An 18,788-nucleotide genomic window follows, 5' to 3' on the forward strand; every position below is an offset into this window, starting at 1 on the left:
GAGTTCACTGTTTCGTGCAGGCGCAGGACGGCGTCGTTGTACTTGACGCCGACGGCGAACTGCACGGTAACCACGGCCATTCCCGGACGCGCCATGGAATAGACGTGCTCGACGCCGGACATGCGCGAGAGCACCTGCTCGGCCGGCGTGGTCACGAGGCTTTCAACGTCGCGCACCGATGCCCCGGGGAAGGGGATGAGGATGTCGGCCATCGTCACGTCGATCTGCGGCTCTTCTTCGCGCGGCGTGATCAGCGTCGCAAAGACGCCGAGCAGCAGCGCGACGAGCGCCAGCAGCGGGGTCATCTGCGAACTGACGAAGAGGCGGGCGATGCGCCCGGAGACGCCCATCGCCTAGCGGCCCGTCGGTCTGGCGGACTTCAGTTCGACGGCCGCCTGGCGCGGATCGAGCGCGATGCGCTCGCCCGCGTGCAGGCCGGCGAGCACCTCGACTTCGTTCTCGCTGACCGCTTCGCCCAGGCGCAACTGGCGCAGCGTCAGCTTGCCGTCTGCCTGCCGGACATAAACCGCGGTGATCTCGCCGCGGCGGACGACAGCGGCTTGCGGAATGCTCAGCCGGGGAGCGCTGCCGAGCACGAAGTGCACGCGCGCGTGCATGCCGGGAACGATCTCGCGTGCCGCTTCAGGCAAGCCGACGCGCACCAGCGAGACGTGCGTTGACGGATCGGCGCTGGGCAGCAGGCTGACGCTGCTCGCCTCCAGCCACTTGCCCAAGCCGGGAAATTCGATACGCGCCTGGCGCACACGGCGGATCTGCGGCAGGCGGTGTTGCGCGATGCCCGCGCTCAGGCGCAGGCTCTGCGGATCGTAGATCGAGAGCAGCGGTTTGCCCGGGGTCGCCATTTCACCGAGTTCGCTCAGCCGCTCGGCGACGACGCCGCCAATCGGCGCGCGCACTGTCGCGTGGCTGACGCCGACGCTTGCCTGTTTGTGCGTCGCCGACGCTGCGTCGAACTCGGCCTTTGCCTTGTCGAGCGCGGCCTGACTGATGAAGCCCTGCCGCTGCAGTCTGAGCAGCCGTTCATGGTTGGCCCGGGCATTGATATACGACGCGGCCGCCGCCGCCGCTGCCTCGCTCGCTTCGCGCGCGTCGATGCGCATCAGCAGGTCGCCCTTGCGCACGCTCTGGCCGGCATCGACATGCACTTCGACCAACCGACCGGAAACCTGCGCCGCGACCGTCGCCTGACGCGCCGCCTCGACGACCGCGTCGGCCGACAGGCTCGCCTCGACGGGCTTCGCCTGCACGAGGGTGTCGTTCGTCGCCTGTCCGTGGGCGGCAGCCGACGCCGCCGCCAAGCCGGCGGCAAACAGCAGGCGGCCGACGCTGGCGAGTCGGCCTGAGGGTCGGTGGACGATCCGCTGAGCGATCGGGAGGGAGACGGGTCGAGTGTCGTTCGGCATGAATATTAGGATATACTAATACATTGTTGCACGCAAGTCGGCAGCCAATCGGCCAATCGTCGGCGACGTCCTGCGTGATTGATGGCAGCGCTGCGCGGCCAGCCGGGGAGCAAATGTCGCTTGACGCACAGGTGGCTTGGATGAGACAAATTCGGGATACGTCGACCTGGAGGCCCGCCATGAAACCTGTCTCCCTCTCCCTTCTCTTCCTTGCCACGCTGCTGGCTGCCGCCTGTTCGAGCACGCCGACGCCGGACGCCGCGGACAGCGAGCTGCAGCCGGCGAAAACTGCCGCCGGCGAGGTTGCCCCGACTGGCTGGCGCGGCCGCAAGTATGCCGTGGCCACGGCGCATCCGCTGGCCAGCGAGGCCGGACAACAGATGCTGCACGCCGGAGGTTCGGCGGTGGACGCCGCCATTGCCGCGCAAATGGTGCTCACGCTGGTCGAACCGCAGTCGAGCGGTATCGGCGGCGGCGCCTTCCTGCTGCACGACGACGGGCGCCGCACGCTGGCTTACGACGGCCGCGAAACGGCACCGGCGGCGGCCAGCGAGAAGCTGTTCCTGATGCCCGACGGGCAGCCGATGACTTTTCACGAAGCGATCATCGGCGGCCGCGCAGTCGGCGTTCCGGGCACGCTGCGCATGCTCGAAATGGCGCATGCCGAGTACGGCAGGCTGCCCTGGGGAAGCCTGTTCGGCCCGGCGATCGCGCTGGCCGAGGGCGGTTTCCCGGTCAGCCGGCGCCTGCACGAGCAATTGCGCAGCGACCCGCATCTGGCACGCGACCCGAGCGCCGCGGCGTATTTCTACGGCGCCGACGGCGAGCCGCGGGCGATCGGCAGCATCCTGCGCAATCCGGAACTGGCGGCCGTCCTGCGGCGCATCGCGAGCGAAGGCGCCCGCGCGCTGCACGAGGGCGACATCGCCCAGGCGATCGTCGACAAGGTGCAGAAGCACGCCAACCCGGGCCGCCTCAGCTTGGCCGATCTGGCTGCCTATCAGGCGAAAAAGCGGACGCCGCTCTGCCACCGCTATTCGCCGAAGGAAGTCGACCCGCCGCGCACCTACCGCATCTGCGGTTTTCCGCCACCCAGCTCGGGCGGCATCGCCATCGCCCAGATCCTCGGCATCCTCGAACAGACGGGGGCCGCGAGCCTGAAGGCGGAAGACCCGCTCTGGCTGCACTATTACACCGAGGCCGCGCGCCTCGCTTTCGCCGACCGCGCGCAGTACGTCGCCGATCCGGACTTCGTCGCCGCGCCGGCCGACGGCTGGCAGTCCCTGATCAACCCGGATTACCTGTTCGCGCGCGCGCAACTGATCGGCGAGCAAAGCATGCGCGTCGCGCCACCGGGTCAGCCGCGCGGGGCGATGCTGAGCTACGCGCCGATGCCCGAACAGTTCGAGCAGGGCACCTCGCACCTGAGCATCGTCGACGCCTATGGCAACGCGCTGGCGATGACGACGACGATCGAGGATGCTTTCGGCGCGCGTCAGATGGTCCGGGGCTTTCTGCTCAACAACGAGTTGAGCGATTTTTCCTTTGCCCCGACCGACGCCAACGGCGTGCCGATCGCCAACCGCGTCCAGCCCGGCAAGCGCCCGCGCTCGTCGATGAGTCCGACGCTGGTCTTTGACGACGATAGCGGCGATCTCGTGCTCAGCGGCGGCTCGCCGGGCGGCGCGCTGATCATCCACTACACGGCCAAGCTGCTTTACGCCACGCTGAACTGGGGCTTCCCGCTGCAACAGGCGATCGACCTGCCCAACTTCGGCTCGCTGAACGGACCGACCCTGCTCGAAGAAAAGCGTTTCCCGCCATCGACCAGCGAAGCGCTGCAGGCGCGCGGCCACGAGGTCAAGGAGATCGGCATGGTGAGCGGCCTGCAAGCGATTCGGCGGCATCGTGCCGGTGTCCTCTCGGGAGGAGCGGACTTGCGGCGTGAGGGCCGGGTCGCCGGTGAATAGGCCGGACACGCCGGGGCGAGCCGCGCGCTCGCCCGACTGCCTCCGTCGGCGGCGCAGCCTGATCGCCTGTCTGATGGTCGCCGCCGGCCTGTCCGGGTGCGCCAGCGATGGCAGCTTCGAATCGCGGCCATCGCCACCGGTTCGCCCGGCGCCCTCGTCGACGCTACCGCTGCCTTCGCCGCTGCCATTGCCTTCGCCACCGCGCGAGACGGCAAAGCCTCAGCCGGCGCCAACGCCACTGCCCTTGCCGCCGCCAGCGACCGCCGCGCAGCAGCAGCCGCCAGCGCGCGCGCCGCTGGTGCTGCTGCCCGCCGATTCCGGCGAGGCACGCGCCCTGGTCAGCCGCCTGCTGCCCGCCAACGTGGGCGACCGCTCGGCCTGGGCCGCCGACATCGCCACCGCCTTTGACGCCCTGCAGTTGCCGCTGATACCGGAAAAGCTGTGTGCGGCGATGGCCGTCATCGAGCAGGAATCGGGTTTCGTCGCCGACCCGCCGGTGGCTGGTCTGGGTCGCATCGTCTGGCGGGAGATCGAGCGAAGACGCACGAGCTATGGTATCCCCAAGCTCGTCGTCGAGCTTGCCCTGCTCAAGCCTTCACCCGATGGGCGCAGCTACAAGGCACGCATCGACGCGCTGCGTACCGAGAAACAGATGAACGCGCTGTTCGACGACATGATCTCCGAGTTGCCTTTCGGCAAGACCTTGTTCTCGGGCTACAATCCGGTGCGCACCGGCGGCCCGATGCAGGTCAGCATAGAATTCGCCGAGGAACAGTTGCGCCGCCGACCCTATCCGTATCGGCGTAGCGGCAGCGTACGCGACGAGGTGTTCACCCGGCGCGGCGGCGTCTACTTCGGCATCGCCTTCCTGCTCGATTATCCGACGACCTACCGGCAGATGCTGCATCGCTTTGCCGACTTCAACGCCGGACGTTACGCCAGCCGCAACGCCGCGTTTCAGGCCGCCGTTAGCCGTCTGGGTGGCCAACCGCTAGAGCTTGACGGCGATCTGCTGCGCTACAAGGACGGTCAACCAACCGCCGAAAGCAGCGCCACGCAACGCGCCGTGCTCGCCTTGCGCGCGCGCCTGGGGCTGAGCGAGGCGGCGATCGGGCGTGACCTCCTGCTGGAAAAGACGCTGGCTTTCGAACAAAGTGCGCTCTACCAGCGCGTCTATCTACTCGCCGACACGAGCGGCGGAGGGCTGGCGGCGCGTGAGATGCTGCCGCGGATTGCCCTGAAGAGTCCGAAGATCACCCGTCCGCTGACCACCGAGTGGTTCGCTCGCCGGGTTGACACGCGCTATCGCAACTGTCTGGCACGGGCCTAGGCGGGCTGCCGCAGCGTCGTTCGGCAGCGGCCAGCAAGCCGTAGACCGAGTGGCCGGAACGAAAAAGCCGCGCTCGCACGCGGCTTTTTCGTTCCCTATCCAGAACCTCGGCCGGCCGACGGAGGGACGTCGGCCGGGAATGCGCTCTTTAGTGGAACTGCTCTTCTTCGGTCGAACCGGTCAACGCGGTGACCGACGACGCGCCGCCCTGGATGACCGTCGTCACTTCGTCGAAATACCCGGTGCCAACTTCCTGCTGGTGTGAAACGAAGGTGTAGCCCCGCTCGCGCGCGGCGAACTCGGGTTCCTGCACCTTCTCGACGTAGGCGGTCATGCCGCGCGCCACGTAGTCCTGTGCGAGATCGAACATGTGGTACCACATGTTGTGGATGCCGGCCAGCGTGATGAACTGGTACTTGTAGCCCATCGCGCCGAGTTCCTTCTGGAACTTGGCGATCGTCGCGTCGTCCAGGTTCTTCTTCCAGTTGAACGACGGCGAGCAGTTATAGGCGAGCAGTTTGCCCGGATAGGCGGTGCGCACAGCCTCGGCAAACTTGCGCGCGAAGTCGAGGTCGGGCGTACCGGTTTCGCACCAGACCATGTCGGCGTATTCGGCGTAGGCGACGGCACGCGAAATCGCCTGCTGCAGACCCTTGCGCGTCTTGTAGAAGCCTTCCGAAGTGCGCTCGCCGGTGACGAAGGGCTGGTCGTTGCTGTCGCAGTCGGAAGTCAGCAGGTCGGCTGCTTCGGCGTCGGTGCGGGCAATGACCAGCGTCGGAACGCCGCAGACGTCGGCAGCAAAGCGGGCGGCAATCAGCTTCTGCACGGCTTCCTGCGTCGGCACCAGAACCTTGCCGCCCATATGACCGCACTTCTTCACCGAAGCGAGCTGGTCTTCCCAGTGAACGCCGGCAGCGCCAGCGCGAATCATCGCCTTCATCAGCTCGAAGGCGTTCAGCACACCGCCAAAACCGGCTTCCGCGTCGCCGACAATCGGCGCAAAGTAGTCGATATAGCCCGGGTCGCCGGGGTTGACGCCCTTCGAGAACTGGATCTCGTCGGCGCGGCGGAACGAGTTGTTGATCCGTTCGACCACTTTCGGCACCGAATCCACGGGATAGAGCGACTGGTCGGGATACATTGCAGCGTACGAGTTGTTGTCGGCGGCAACCTGCCAGCCCGAAAGGTAGATCGCCTTGACCCCCGCTTTCACCTGCTGCATCGCCTGGCCACCGGTCAGCGCGCCAAGGCAGTTGACGTAGGGTTCGTTATTGACGAGATGCCACAGCTTTTCGGCGCCGCGCCGGGCCACGGTGTACTCGATCGGGAAGGAGCCGCGCAGACGGACGACATCGGCAGCTGAATAGCCACGTTTGATTCCTTTCCAGCGGGGGTTCTCCGCCCAGTCTTTCTCCAGCTCGGCGATCTGCTGCTCTCTAGTACTCATGGTTTACCTCTCCAAAGATAACGAAGTGCGGTCGGGACTATGGCGACACCCTCGCGTCAGGAAAACGACCCTGGCACGTACTGCGCGGGCGACCAATGGCGAGAAGTATAGAGAGCTTTCCCCACGCAATCAACAGTCTTATATAAGACATAAGAGATATTTTTTGTGTCAAGAAAACATGGCCTTATTCGCCACGTTTCGTATTGCGAAAACGAAGGCTCGCTTGTGAAATCGCCATCACACCAACAACACGATTATCCTGCTGACCGCTGCGCTCGCACCGGCAGTCTCCGGTCGGCTGGCCGATGCTCTGAACGTGCGCGGGCCGTAGATGTTTGCCGTGCAACCCGCGCACAGCCACAGCCGCTGCGGCGCGCTGTGCAGCAAAGTGTGGAGTAATTGACGCGCGCGGCACTGCGCAGCAGGTATTCTGCAGGCATTCGGTGATGGCTGAGCTGGCGGCCGAACGACGTTGCTTGCCGAGCGATTTCCACTATACTGTCACGCTCTGCATGATGCCCATCGAACATGTGCTTGCCGCGCCGGCAAGACGGCAGCGCAATCAGCCGGCGGCCGAGCGCGAACGGAGATAAGGAGAAACGGATGTTGACACGCCTGTGTACTGTGTTGGGCGCTGGGCTGCGCTGGTTTGCCCTTGGCGTTTTCGGCCTGCTGGTGGGCGGCTGTGCCAGCTCGTTTCCGCCAGCGCCGACCAGCGCGGCGTCGCCAGACTATCGTTACATCATCGGACCCGGCGACAGCGTAAACATTATCGTCTGGCGTAACCCGGAGCTGTCGATGACCGTCCCGGTGCGCCCGGATGGACTGATTGCCGCGCCGCTGATCGAAGACCTGCAGGCGATGGGCAAGACACCGACCGCCCTCGCGCGCGACATGGAGAAGGCGCTCGGCACCTTTATCCGCGACCCGGTGGTGACCGTCGTCGTGACCAGCTTCGTCGGAACGCAAAGCGAGCAGATCAGGGTAGTCGGCGAGGCCTCCAAACCGCAGACCCTTCCCTACCGGCAAAACATGACCCTGCTCGACGTGATGATCGCCGTCGGCGGTCTGACCGACTTCGCTGACGGCAACGGCGCCAAGCTGCTGCGCAGTGCGGAAGGCAATACGCAGTACAGCGTCCGCCTGGCTGATCTGATCCGACGTGGCGACATCTCCGCCAACGTCGATATGCGACCGGGCGATGTCCTGATCATCCCGCAGAGCTGGTTCTGAGCCGGCGGCCTGTTGCCCCGCCTGGCCGGGTGGTTGCTGCCTTCTGCCCTGCGGCGCAAGGTAGCCGCCGCTCCTTTTGTCCTTTGTCACATCTTCTTGCTAGAGTCTGAATCCAATGGATGAACTGCTTCGACAAGCGACTGCAGTGCTGCGCGGCATGTGGAAGCGCCGCTGGCTCGGAGTGGGCGTCGCCTGGGTGGTCAGCGTGGCCAGCGTGGCCCTGGTCCTGCTCATGCCGGACAAGTACGAGGCATCGGCCCGCATCTATGTCGATACGCAATCGATCTTGCGGCCGCTGATGTCTGGCCTGGTGACGCAACCGAACTTCGATCAGCAGGTCATGATGCTCAGCCGCACGCTGATCTCGCGGCCAAACGTCGACAAGCTCATCCGGATGGCCGACCTCGACCTCAAGGTTCAATCCAAGGCGGAACGCGACGCGCTGGCCGAGGACCTGATGACCGCCCTGAAGATCCAGAATACAACGCGCGACAACATTTACACGATCGTCTTCCGCGACAGCAATCCGCAGCAGGCCAAGCGCGTCGTGCAGTCGCTGGTCTCGATCTTCGTCGAGTCCAACCTAGGCGACACACGCCGCGACGCCGAGTCGGCCAAGAAGTTTCTCGAAGAACAGATCAAGACTTACGAGAAGAAGCTGGAAGAGGCCGAGTCGCGGCTGAAGGAATTCAAGCTGCGCAACCTGAACCTGCAGGGATCGGAAGGTAAGGACCATCTCACGCGGATGGGCGAGCTGGCTGGATTGCTCGAACAAAGCCGACTCGAGCTGCGCGAAGCACAGGAGTCGCGCGATGCGCTGAAGCACCAGATCGTCGGCGAGGAACCCGTCGTCCAGTCCGACGCCGTCGCGCCCGAGGCAATCGCTGGCGTTTCGGTGCCCGAGATTGACGGTCGCATTGATGCCATGCGGCGTAACCTGGACGCCATGCTGCAGCGCTTTACCGAACAGCATCCGGACGTGATCAGCACCCGCCGACTGATCAAGGAACTCGAGGAGCAGAAGCAGCAGGAGATCATCGCCCGCCGCAAGACAGCGCTGAGTAGTCCATCGACCGCCGCCAGCAGTAATCCGGTGTACCAGCAACTGAAGGTTGCCCTGTCGGAAACGGAGGCCAGGGTTGCTGCCTTGCAGACCAGGGTTGCCGAGTACCAGTCACGCTACGACCGGATGAAGGCGTCGATCAACCTGGTTCCGCAGATCGAAGCCGAGTTCGCTCAGCTCAACCGCGATTACGACATCAACAAGAAGAACTATGAGCAACTGGTTCAGCGCCGCGAATCGGCGACCATGGGTAGCGAAATGGACAGCACGGCGGGGGTCGACTTCCGCCTGATCGACCCGCCGCGCGTCTCGCCGAAACCGGTGGCACCGAATCGCACCTTGCTGTTGCCGCTGACGCTGGTCCTCGCACTCGCCGCCGGTATCCTGTCCACCTTCGCCGCCAGTCAGATCCGCCCGGTCTTCTTCGACTCGCGTTCCTTGCGCGAAGAGTGCGGCCTACCGCTTCTGGGAACTGTTTCGATGCTGGTCAACGCAGACAGCAAGCGTCGGCAGAAGAAGGATCTGCTTCGTTTTCTCGCGGCCAGCGTGGCGCTCGTCGCGATTTACGGAGCCGGACTGGTCGTTCTGTTCGTGTTTTCCATCCGTACTGTCTGAGGAAGATCCATGAGCCTCATCGAACAAGCCGCCAAGCGCCTGGAACAACTACGGCGGGCGGGAGTGGACATCCCGCAGCCGGCTGGCGACACGGCAGCGGAGCCGGCGCAAGCTGACTCGACAGTGGCCACTTCGTTGGCTCCGCCGGCCGCGGTGACCGAGCCGCCGGCGGCAGCAACTCCCAAAGTAGAGGAACAACGCACGCCACCTTCGGCCGTTGCCAGCGCTGCGCCGACAGGGATGGTTTCGCGCCGGGTCGAACTCGACCTGGCGACGCTGGCGACGATCGGTCTGATCAGCCCGGATGCGCCGCGCTCGCAACTGGCCGATCAGTATCGCGTAATCAAGCGACCCCTGATCGCCAATGCGATGGGCCGCGGCGCTGCGCCGATCAGGCGTGGCAACCTGATCATGGTTACCAGCGCGCTGCCCGGCGAAGGCAAGAGCTTTACGGCAATCAACCTGGCCATGAGCATTGCCATGGAACTGGACAACACGGTGATGCTGGTCGACGCCGATGTGCCCAAACCCTCGGTGCTCAAGATGCTCGGATTGACCGCGTCGGCCGGCCTGCTTGACGTGCTGACGAATGAAACCAGCACCCTGTCGGATGTACTGCTGAGGACCAACGTCGAGAAGCTGACGCTCCTGCCCAGCGGCACGCAACATCAGCGCGCGACCGAATTTCTTGCCAGCGAAGCGATGATCGCCTTGCTCGACGAAATGGCTAATCGCTATCCGGACCGGATCATCATTTTTGACTCGCCGCCGTTGCTGATGACCACCGAGGCACGCGTTCTGGCCACGCACATGGGGCAGGTGGTGGTTGTGGTGAGGGCCGAGAGCACGACCAAGAATGACGTCAAGCACGCCTTGGCCGCCATCGATTCGTGTCCGGTCAAACTCCTGCTGCTCAATCAGGCGCGCGCCAGCACGCAGGATGGCTACGGTTACGGTTACGGTTATGGCTACGGTTACGGCTATGGTTATGGCTCCGAGCGCAGTTGATCCCACTGTTGGCCCGCCACACGGCGACCAGCGTGCGGGCGGACGGATTCCTCGTTGGCACGAAGTGGCGCGCGTCTTCGGCCAGACCGACCACCCGCGGAAGCCGCTGCTGCCGGCGCGCGCCTGGCGAGCAGGTGTTCTTGCGTTGTCGGCAGCTTTCCCGGCGTACGCCGAAAACTGGCACGTGACGCCGACACTCGCGGTCAGTGCGACGCTCAGCGACAACGTCTTTCTGGCTGCCGGCGGCAACCGGACGAGCGATCTCGTGACCAGCCTGACGCCCGGGATTTCGATCGACGGTGCGGGTGCGCGCAGCAAGCTGCGGCTCAGCTACGGGCTGACACAAAACCTTTATGCGCGCGAGTCCTCGGCGAATAACCACCAGAACGCGTTGAATGCTGTCGGCATGCTAGAGGCGATCGAGGATTGGCTGTTCATCGACGGAATGGGAAACATTTCGCAGCAGTATCTGACCCCGCTCGGAGCCGTCTCCCCAAGCAGTAACGTCAACGTGAATGCCAACCAGACGGAAACCTCGACCTATAGTCTGTCGCCCTACATTCGGGGCCAGCTCTTCTCGTCGGTGGACTACCGGCTACGCTACAAAGCCGGTGTCAGCCGCTCGAAGTCGGGTCAGGGTGACATGGACACGCGCGAGTGGCAAGGAAAGCTCTCCGGCAATACGCGCTGGGGACCTCTGGATTGGGCGATCGACGCGAGCAACTCGACCACCGACTACACGCGCGGCAGGAATCTCGAGGCAACACGCTATGCGCTGACTCTGATCTATCGGTTGAACCCACAGTGGCAGATCTGGTTGAGCAATGGCCGGGAATCCAACAACTATGTCAGCCAGCAGCAGGAAAGCAACACGACTGGCGCTTATGGTTTTGTGTGGACGCCCGATCCGCGCACCAAGCTTGCCGCGAGCAAGACCAAGCGCTTCTTCGGCGACGGCTATTCGGTTGAGCTCAGCCACCGCATGCCACGCTCGCTGTGGACCTACAGCGCAACGCGGGACGTGTCGTTTCAGCCGTCGAGCGCAACCAGCACCAGCGTCGGCTCGAACTACGACGCGGTGTATTCGCTCGTCGCCGCGATCAATCCGGGAATGGCCCCCGATGCCATTCGGGCGCAGGTGATACAGTTTCTGCAGAGTCGAGGCTTGCCGGTCGATGGTAGCGTGGTCAATGGCTACCTGACGAACACCGCCAATCTGCAGAAGCGGCAGCAGTTCTCGGTGGCACTGCTCGGCGCGCGCAATACTGTGACGCTGACGGCGAATCAGACCGAGCAGGAACCCCTGGGTCTGGCCAGCGGAACAACGGGAAGTGCCGTCAGATCCGATGGAACGCGCCAACGTGGACTTGGCATCAGTTGGGGACACCAGTTGTCCGGCCTGTCCGCCCTGTCGCTCCTGCTCAATCAGCAACAAAGCACGACTTTCACTACCGGTTCGCCGGAAACCAAAACACAAGCTGCGTACCTGTTTCTGACCACGCGGATTTCGCCGAAGACGAGCGCCAGCGTCGGCTTGCGCCGGGTCGTTGGAAGCGGCGTCGGCGGCTACACGGAGAGTGCGCTCAGCGGCGGACTCTCGCACAGTTTCTGATCGTTTGCCATGTACGAATCGTTCTACGGCTTGACCAGCAAGCCTTTTCAGTTGAATCCTGATCCCTCCTTCTACTACGCCAGCAAGCAGCACCGGCGCGCGATGGCTTACCTCGAGTACGGCCTGAGCCAGAATGAAGGCTTCATTGTGGTCACCGGCGAGGTCGGAGCGGGCAAGACGACGATCGTGCGCGGCCTGCTCAACGATCTGGATCAGACCAAGGTGGTCGCGGGGCAACTGGTGACAACTCAGCTTGGCGCCGAAGATACCTTGCGCATGGTGGCGGCGGCATTCGGTGTGCCGACGAAGAATGCCGGCAAGTCCGACATGTTGCTCTCGCTGGAAGCCTATCTGATCGATGTCACACGCCAGGGAAAGCGCTGCCTGCTAGTCGTCGACGAGGCGCAAAACCTGACTCCGCGGGCGGTCGAAGAACTACGCATGCTGTCGAACTTCCAGTTTGGCACGCAAGCTCTGCTGCAGAGCTTCCTGATCGGTCAGCCCGAGTTCCGCAAGATCATGCAGAGCCACGAGATGGTCCAGTTGCGCCAGCGCGTGATTGCGGCGTGCCACATTGGACCGATGGACCGCGAGGAAACGCAGGCGTATATCGAGCACCGGCTTCGCTGCGCCGGGTCAAGCGGCCTGCCGCGTTTCGACAGCGAGGCTTACGACGCGATCTTTCACGCCAGCGGCGGCGTACCGCGGCGGATCAATGCGCACTGCGACCGGCTTCTGCTCTCCGGCTATCTGAGCGGGAAGAGCGAATTCGTTCGCTCGGACGTCGAAGAGGTCGCGCGCGAGATCAAGGAGGAGACGCAATCGAGCGTGTCAATGACGGCGAGCCGGGTAAGCGACAGCGAGCATGGCGGGATGAACATGCAGTTGACTGACAGCAACGTCCTCGAAGTCGATCTGTCGCGCCTCTCGCTCGACGCGAGCACGGCCGATCAGGCCTCGCGGGTGATCGCCGACATGAAGAGCGGGCAGGCCGAGCAACGAATGATTCGCATCGAACGCGGCATTCTCCGCCTGGAACGTAATAACGCAGCGCTTCTTTCCTTGCTCCAGCAGCTCATCGACGCTGTCCGGGCAAGACAACAATAGGCTGAAAGGGCGATCTCCCGTGGCAGACAAACAATGGCCCAGCGACCTGGGTCCGGTCGCCTGCATCGTTGGCGCGCGACCGAATTTCATGAAGATGGCGCCCATCCTGCGCGCCTTCAGTGCGCATTGCCCGGCCGTACCGACGCTGCTCGTCCATACCGGCCAGCACTACGACAAGGACATGAACGATCGGCTGTTCGTCGACCTCCGGCTGCCGCATCCCGATATCAACCTCGAAGTCGGATCGGGAACGCATGCGGTGCAGACGGCCGAGGTCATGCGCCGCTTTGAACCGCTGCTCGACGCGCAACGACCGTCGTGCGTGCTGGTCGTCGGCGATGTCAATTCGACGCTCGCCTGCGCCCTGGTCTGCGCCAAGAAGCAGGTGCCGGTCGTACACGTCGAAGCGGGGCTGCGCAGCCACGACCGCGCGATGCCGGAAGAAATCAACCGCGTGTTGACCGACCAGCTAGCCGATCGCCTGTACACGACGGAACGCAGCGCGCACGATAACCTGGCGCGCGAAGGCATCGCCGCGGAGCGCGTGTCGTTTGTCGGCAACGTGATGATCGACTCCTTGCTTGCCAACCGGCAGTTCGCTCATCCTCCCACGCAAACCCTGCAGCAGGCGGGATTTGACCCGGCCCTCGTGAGCGACCCACAGGGTTATGGCGTCGTCACGCTGCATCGTCCGTCGAATGTCGATCAGGTCGAAACGCTGGCGCCACTGCTCGCCGTGCTCAGTGAAACCGCACAGCGTATTCCGCTGGTCCTCGCGCTGCACCCGCGCACGCGTGGCAACATCGAACGGTTCGGCCTGGCTCATCTGCTGTGCAGTCCGCGCGTCGTGCTGTTGCCGCCGCAAGGCTATCTCGAGATGCTCGGTTTGCTCGCCGGCGCTCGCTTGGTGCTATCCGACTCGGGTGGCCTGCAGGAGGAAACGACCGCGCTCGGTGTTCCCTGCCTGACCTTGCGCGCGAACACCGAGCGGCCGATTACCGTCGACCAGGGAACCAATACGCTCGTCGGCAGCGACCCGCTGGCGATTCGCCAAGGCGTAGACCAGATTCTGCGCGGCGCCGGCAAGAGCGGCCGTGTTCCCGAGCTGTGGGACGGGCGGGCGGCCGAACGGATCGCCGCCGACTTGGCGCCGTGGCTGCTCGCGCGGCACTCGGCAAGTCGGCACTGACGGCGACATCACCGCACGATGGCGGATCAACTGATCACCAACGCCTTGACGATCGATGTCGAGGACTACTTTCAGGTCTCGGCGCTAGCGCCCTACATTGCGCGCAGCGAGTGGGAAACGCGCGAGTGCCGGGTCGAGCGCAACGTCGAGCGCATTCTGGCGATGCTCAACGAGCAAGGGACCAAAGCGACATTCTTCACCCTGGGCTGGATTGCCGAGCGCTACCCGCAGCTCGTCCGTCGCATCGTCGCCGACGGCCACGAACTGGCCAGCCATGGTTACGGGCACGCGCGTGCAAGCGATCTGAGCCCGGCAGAATTCTCGGCCGACATCGGCTCGGCCAAGCGCTTGCTCGAAGACATTTCCGGGCAAGAGGTCAAAGGCTACCGCGCGCCAAGCTTTTCGATCGGCGAGCACAACCTGTGGGCTTTCGACTGCCTGGAACGTACCGGCTATCGTTACAGCTCGAGCATTTACCCGATTCGACACGACCACTATGGCATGCCGGACGCACCGCGCTTCGCGCATCGCGTCCGCGCGGGTTTGCTTGAATTGCCGGTCACCACAGCGCGTTTTTTCGAACGAAACTGGCCCGCCAGCGGTGGCGGGTACTTTCGTCTGCTGCCCTACGCCCTGTCGCGCTGGCTGCTGCGACGGGTCAACACGACTGACCGACAGCCGGCAATTTTCTATTTCCATCCCTGGGAGATCGATCCGCGGCAGCCACGCGTTGCTGGCATCGATGCCAAGACGCGCTTTCGCCACTACGTCAATCTGCAGCATATGGAAGGCCGCCTGCGGCGACTCCTGACCGACTTTCACTGGGGACGGGTAGACCAGGTGTTTCTCCCCGCCGATCCGGTGGTACCGGGAGCTCACAGATGACCAGCACGCCAGCGACCGACAAAATGGCTCCCGGATCGGCGCCGCTGCACCTCAAGGAGTTGAAGGCAGGCGATGCGGCAACCGCAGCACGCTGGGACGCGTTTGTTGACACCTGTCCCCAAGCAACGTTCTTCCACAAGGCGGGCTGGCAGAGAATTGTCAGTGAGGTCTTCAAGCACCGGACGCATTTTCTTTACGCCGAGCGGGCTGGCACCCTCGAAGGCGTTCTGCCCCTCGCCCAGGTAAAGAGCCTGCTGTTCGGCAATTCGCTCGTCTCGCTGCCCTTTGCCATGTACGGCGGAGTCGCCGCGCTCAGTCAGGAGGCGGTGGAACTGCTCGAGCAGGAAGCACAGACGCGCGCGCGCCGGCTGCGCGTAGACCATCTGGAAATGCGCAACGTCGAGCAACGTCATGCCGATTGGCCGACGCAGGATCTCTATGTACGCTTCCGCAAGGAGATTGCGCCGGAAGTGGAGGCAAACATGCTGGCCATTCCCCGCAAGCAGCGTGCCATGGTCCGCAAGGGCATCAAGAACGGCTTGCGCAGCGAGCTTGATGCCGACATCGACCGCTTCTTTGCCCTCTACGCCGATAACGTTCATCGGCATGGCACGCCGGCGTTCCCGCGCCGCTACTTCCAGGCCCTACGCGAGGTCTTCGCTGCCGATTGCGAGGTGCTCACCGTGGTTGACGCGATGCAGCGGCCACTGAGCAGCGTCTTGAGCTTCTACTTTCGCGACGAGGTGCTGCCCTATTCGGCCGGGGACGAGCTTTCCGCTCGCGAACTCGCGGCCAACGATTTCAAGTATTGGGAGCTGATGCGCCGCGCCTGCGAACGCGGCCTGAAGGTCTTCGACTACGGTCGCAGCAAGCGTGGTACCGGCTCCTTTGCTTTCAAGAAGAACTGGGGGTTTGAGGCACAAGCCCTGCATTACGAGTACTGCCTTTACCGGCGCGACTCGATTCCCCAGAACAACCCATCGAACACCAAGTACAAGTTGCTCATCGAAACCTGGCGCAAGTTGCCGATTGGCCTCGCCAACCGGCTCGGACCATTCATCGTGCGCAACCTTGGATGATCCGGCGCGCCTGCCGGAGTCAATGCCGCGAGCGAGCGAAATCCAGAATGAGCCGCCGAGTCGGATCAACGAAAGCTTTGCTATGAACCACATCGCCGCAAGTCGGACAATGCAGGCTGACGATCATCAGTGGCGCCTGATCCTGCCTTTGTTCTCTCTGGTCGTCATCGCAATTCTGCTCATTTTTCGCCACACCTTCCTGGGCATGGCGGGTATCTGGGCGCGCTCCGACACCTACGCGCACGGCTTTGTCGTGCTGCCGATCACGCTCTGGTTGATCTGGCGCAAGCGTTCCGAAGTTGCCCGACTGACGCCTCGACCGAGCTATTCGGCGTGGTTGCTTCTCGCTGGCGTTGGTTTCTCCTGGCTGCTCGGCGACCTTGCCGCAGTGAACTCGCTGACCCAGTTTGCCGCCGTCGGGATGCTCGTCCTGGCCGTCCCCGCCGTGCTCGGCTGGCCGGTCGCACGTGCGCTTGCCTTTTCCTTGCTGTTCCTCTTCTTCTCGGTGCCGCTGGGTGACTTTGCCATGCCGAAGCTGATGGACTGGACGGCAGCGATGACCATTTTCGGCTTGCGTCTCACCGGCATACCCGTGCATGCCGAAGGTCTCCGTTTCGTCATTCCAAGCGGCAGCTGGTCGGTCGTCGAGGCGTGCAGCGGCGTGCGCTACCTGATCGCGTCGATCACTGTCGGCACCCTGTTCGCCTATCTGACGTATCACTCGCTGAAGCGGCGCATCCTCTTCGTGCTCGCGTCGATCATCGTCCCCGTCATCGCCAACTGGCTGCGTGCCTACATGATCGTCATGATCGGCCATCTGTCGAGCAACCGCCTGGCGGTTGGCGTAGACCACGTGGTCTACGGTTGGCTCTTCTTCGGGCTCGTCATGATGGCCATGTTCTGGGTCGGCGGGCGCTGGCGCGAGGACCATCTGCCGCGCCCGGTCAAACGCGATCCAGAAGTGCCTGCTGGCGGTGCAGCGAGCGTTCCGCTGCTGCTCATCGGCGCGGCGGCAACCGTCATGATCGCAGCCACTGGTCCCCTGATCAGCGGGCATCTTGATGACCGTCACTCGTCACCGCTCAGCCAGATCGCCGCGCTGGCGACCATCCCCGGCTGGCAGCCAGCGGAGCAGGCTACGGCAAATTGGCAACCCAGCTATGCCGGGGCGAATGCGCAAATGCACACGGCTTACGAGAAGGAGGGGCGCGTCGCCGGGCTGTTCATTGGCTACTATCGTCAGCAAGACAACCGACGCAAGCTGGTCACCTCGACCAACGGCCTGGTGCGCAGCAACGATCAGCTCTGGGTAATGACGGCGAGCGGCGCGCGCGGCATTGGCTTCGACAACCAGGATCTCAAGGTGCGTTGGGCGCAATTGCGCGGCAGCTCGCACGCGCGCCTGACGGTCTGGCAGTGGTACTGGATTGACGGACGATGGACGGCCAGCGATTCTCTGGCCAAGGCGTACATGGCGCTCGCGCGCCTGATGGGCAAAGGGGATGACTCGGCGGTGGTGATTCTCTACGCGGCGCACGAACAAGGCGTAGAGGCGCAGGCGATACTCGAGGAGTTTGCGGCAGCGGCCGCTGCGCCGATCGGAAATGCGCTGCGGCAGACAGCGGAAAGCCGATGAGCAAAGGAGCGGACGATCGACGTCCGCTGATTGCCCATGTCGTTTTCCGCTTCGATGTTGGCGGCCTTGAGAACGGTGTGGTCAATCTGCTCAATCGCCTGCCCTCCGAAGCGTATCGGCACGTGATCATAGCGCTGACCGACATTACCGATTTTCGCAAGCGCATTGCCCGGCACGACGTGCAGTTCATTGCCCTGGAGAAGGCGCCCGGACACACGTTCTGGGTCTATCCACGCCTCTACCGGCTGTTCAGGGAGCTGCGGCCGGCCATCGTGCACAGTCGCAACCTGGCCGCGCTCGAGGTGGTCATTCCTGCCTGGCTGTCTGGCGTCGCGGTGCGCATCCACGGCGAGCACGGACGCGACGTTGGCGACCTCGATGGATCGAGCCGCAAGTATCGCTGGGTGCGCCGTTTTTACCGACCCTTCGTGACCAAGTACATAGCGCTTTCACGCGATCTCGAAGACTATCTGATCACGGCCGTGGGTGTTCCGCGGGGCAAGATCGAACAGATTTACAATGGGGTCGATATAATGCGTTTCCATCCGGTTGCGTCGCGCCAGGTACCGGCCGGCTGCCCTTTTGTCGAGCCCGGCTTGTGGCTGGTCGGCAGCGTCGGACGCATGCAGGTGGTGAAGAACCAGACCGACTTGGCGCGGGCTTTCATACGAATCTTGCAGGCCCACCCGGAGCTGGTCGCGCGTTTGCGGCTGGTCATCGTCGGTGCAGGTCCACTGCGCGCCGAAGCCCAGGCGCTGCTCGCGCAGGCCGGCGTTGCCGACTACGCGTGGCTGCCTGGTGCACGCGACGACGTACCGGAGATCATGCGCGGATTGGACTGCTTCGTGCTGCCGTCGCTGGCCGAGGGCATATCCAACACCATCCTCGAAGCGATGGCCAGTGGCTTGCCAGTGGTCGCCACCGATGTCGGCGGCAACCGCGAATTGATCGATCATGGGCGAACGGGTGAGATCGTGCCGGCGGGAGATGTCGAGGCAATGGCTGAACGGATCGCCGCCTACGCGGCTGATCCGCAAGCCGCACGCGCGGCGGGACTGGCTGGACGGGCTTTGGTTGAGCGCCAGTTCAGCATGCAAGCGATGTGCGCAAGCTACCTGGCGGTTTATGACGGCCAGTTGCGCGCGCAAACCGGCCGGCACCGGCCGCCGTTCACAACCTCTGAGAGCTAG

General features: G+C 63.9%; 15 protein-coding genes. 12 read left to right on the top strand and 3 right to left on the bottom strand.

What is annotated here, in order from left to right:
- Together Q1L59_RS14080 and Q1L59_RS14085 are read right to left on the bottom strand one after the other, a co-directional pair.
- Positions 1 to 350 (bottom strand): efflux RND transporter permease subunit (locus Q1L59_RS14080; protein WP_300333292.1); only part of this gene is annotated, 350 nt, incomplete at its 3' end.
- 3 nt (positions 351 to 353) lie between these two features.
- Positions 354 to 1,424, bottom strand: a complete 1,071-nt coding sequence (locus Q1L59_RS14085; RefSeq protein WP_300333294.1) for an efflux RND transporter periplasmic adaptor subunit — start codon at positions 1,422 to 1,424, stop codon at positions 354 to 356.
- 179 nt (positions 1,425 to 1,603) lie between these two features.
- On the opposite strand from Q1L59_RS14085, the gene ggt reads away from it, so the two are divergent.
- Together ggt and Q1L59_RS14095 are read left to right on the top strand one after the other, a co-directional pair.
- Positions 1,604 to 3,394, top strand: coding sequence for a gamma-glutamyltransferase (gene ggt / locus Q1L59_RS14090; RefSeq protein WP_300333296.1), 1,791 nt, complete (start codon positions 1,604 to 1,606; stop codon positions 3,392 to 3,394).
- Entirely contained in the window at positions 3,387 to 4,724 is a 1,338-nt protein-coding gene (locus tag Q1L59_RS14095; RefSeq protein WP_300333298.1) for a DUF1615 domain-containing protein, read from the top strand. Before ggt ends, Q1L59_RS14095 begins: the two co-directional genes overlap by 8 nt.
- A 148-nt stretch (positions 4,725 to 4,872) precedes the next feature.
- On the opposite strand, the gene aceA is transcribed toward Q1L59_RS14095, so the two are convergent.
- Entirely contained in the window at positions 4,873 to 6,171 is a 1,299-nt protein-coding gene (aceA, locus tag Q1L59_RS14100; protein ID WP_300333300.1) for an isocitrate lyase, read from the bottom strand.
- A 603-nt stretch (positions 6,172 to 6,774) separates the two neighbouring features.
- Between aceA and Q1L59_RS14105 the strand changes: the two genes are divergently transcribed.
- The 10 genes from Q1L59_RS14105 to Q1L59_RS14150 all read left to right on the top strand — a co-directional run bounded on the left by Q1L59_RS14105 (position 6,775) and on the right by Q1L59_RS14150 (position 18,788).
- Positions 6,775 to 7,404 carry an XrtA/PEP-CTERM system exopolysaccharide export protein gene (locus tag Q1L59_RS14105; protein WP_300333302.1) on the top strand — a complete coding sequence of 210 codons (630 nt, stop codon included), beginning with the start codon at positions 6,775 to 6,777 and terminating at the stop codon, positions 7,402 to 7,404.
- A gap of 115 nt (positions 7,405 to 7,519) precedes the next feature.
- Positions 7,520 to 9,082 carry an XrtA system polysaccharide chain length determinant gene (locus Q1L59_RS14110; protein ID WP_300333303.1) on the top strand — a complete coding sequence of 521 codons (1,563 nt, stop codon included), beginning with the start codon at positions 7,520 to 7,522 and terminating at the stop codon, positions 9,080 to 9,082.
- A gap of 9 nt (positions 9,083 to 9,091) precedes the next feature.
- Positions 9,092 to 10,090, top strand: coding sequence for an XrtA-associated tyrosine autokinase (locus Q1L59_RS14115; protein ID WP_300333306.1), 999 nt, complete (start codon positions 9,092 to 9,094; stop codon positions 10,088 to 10,090).
- Positions 10,071 to 11,702 carry a TIGR03016 family PEP-CTERM system-associated outer membrane protein gene (locus Q1L59_RS14120; RefSeq protein ID WP_300333308.1) on the top strand — a complete coding sequence of 544 codons (1,632 nt, stop codon included), beginning with the start codon at positions 10,071 to 10,073 and terminating at the stop codon, positions 11,700 to 11,702. Before Q1L59_RS14115 ends, Q1L59_RS14120 begins: the two co-directional genes overlap by 20 nt.
- A gap of 9 nt (positions 11,703 to 11,711) precedes the next feature.
- On the top strand, positions 11,712 to 12,809 hold the full coding sequence (locus Q1L59_RS14125) for an XrtA/PEP-CTERM system-associated ATPase (RefSeq protein ID WP_300333311.1): 1,098 nt from the start codon (positions 11,712 to 11,714) through the stop codon (positions 12,807 to 12,809).
- 19 nt (positions 12,810 to 12,828) lie between these two features.
- Positions 12,829 to 13,998: a UDP-N-acetylglucosamine 2-epimerase (non-hydrolyzing) gene (gene wecB, locus Q1L59_RS14130; RefSeq protein WP_300333312.1), complete on the top strand. Its 1,170-nt coding sequence runs from the start codon at positions 12,829 to 12,831 to the stop codon at positions 13,996 to 13,998.
- Between the two features lie 18 nt (positions 13,999 to 14,016).
- Positions 14,017 to 14,883 (top strand): XrtA system polysaccharide deacetylase, encoded by an 867-nt coding sequence (locus Q1L59_RS14135; RefSeq protein ID WP_300333314.1) that lies wholly within the window; start codon positions 14,017 to 14,019, stop codon positions 14,881 to 14,883.
- A 23-nt stretch (positions 14,884 to 14,906) separates the two neighbouring features.
- Positions 14,907 to 15,962: a FemAB family XrtA/PEP-CTERM system-associated protein gene (locus Q1L59_RS14140; RefSeq protein ID WP_300333460.1), complete on the top strand. Its 1,056-nt coding sequence runs from the start codon at positions 14,907 to 14,909 to the stop codon at positions 15,960 to 15,962.
- Positions 15,963 to 16,044: 82 nt separating this feature from the next.
- Positions 16,045 to 17,598, top strand: coding sequence for an exosortase A (gene xrtA / locus Q1L59_RS14145; RefSeq protein WP_300333317.1), 1,554 nt, complete (start codon positions 16,045 to 16,047; stop codon positions 17,596 to 17,598).
- Positions 17,595 to 18,788: a TIGR03088 family PEP-CTERM/XrtA system glycosyltransferase gene (locus Q1L59_RS14150; protein WP_300333319.1), complete on the top strand. Its 1,194-nt coding sequence runs from the start codon at positions 17,595 to 17,597 to the stop codon at positions 18,786 to 18,788. Before xrtA ends, Q1L59_RS14150 begins: the two co-directional genes overlap by 4 nt.

The organism is Accumulibacter sp., assembly GCF_029255125.1.
GTDB lineage: Bacteria > Pseudomonadota > Gammaproteobacteria > Burkholderiales > Rhodocyclaceae > Accumulibacter.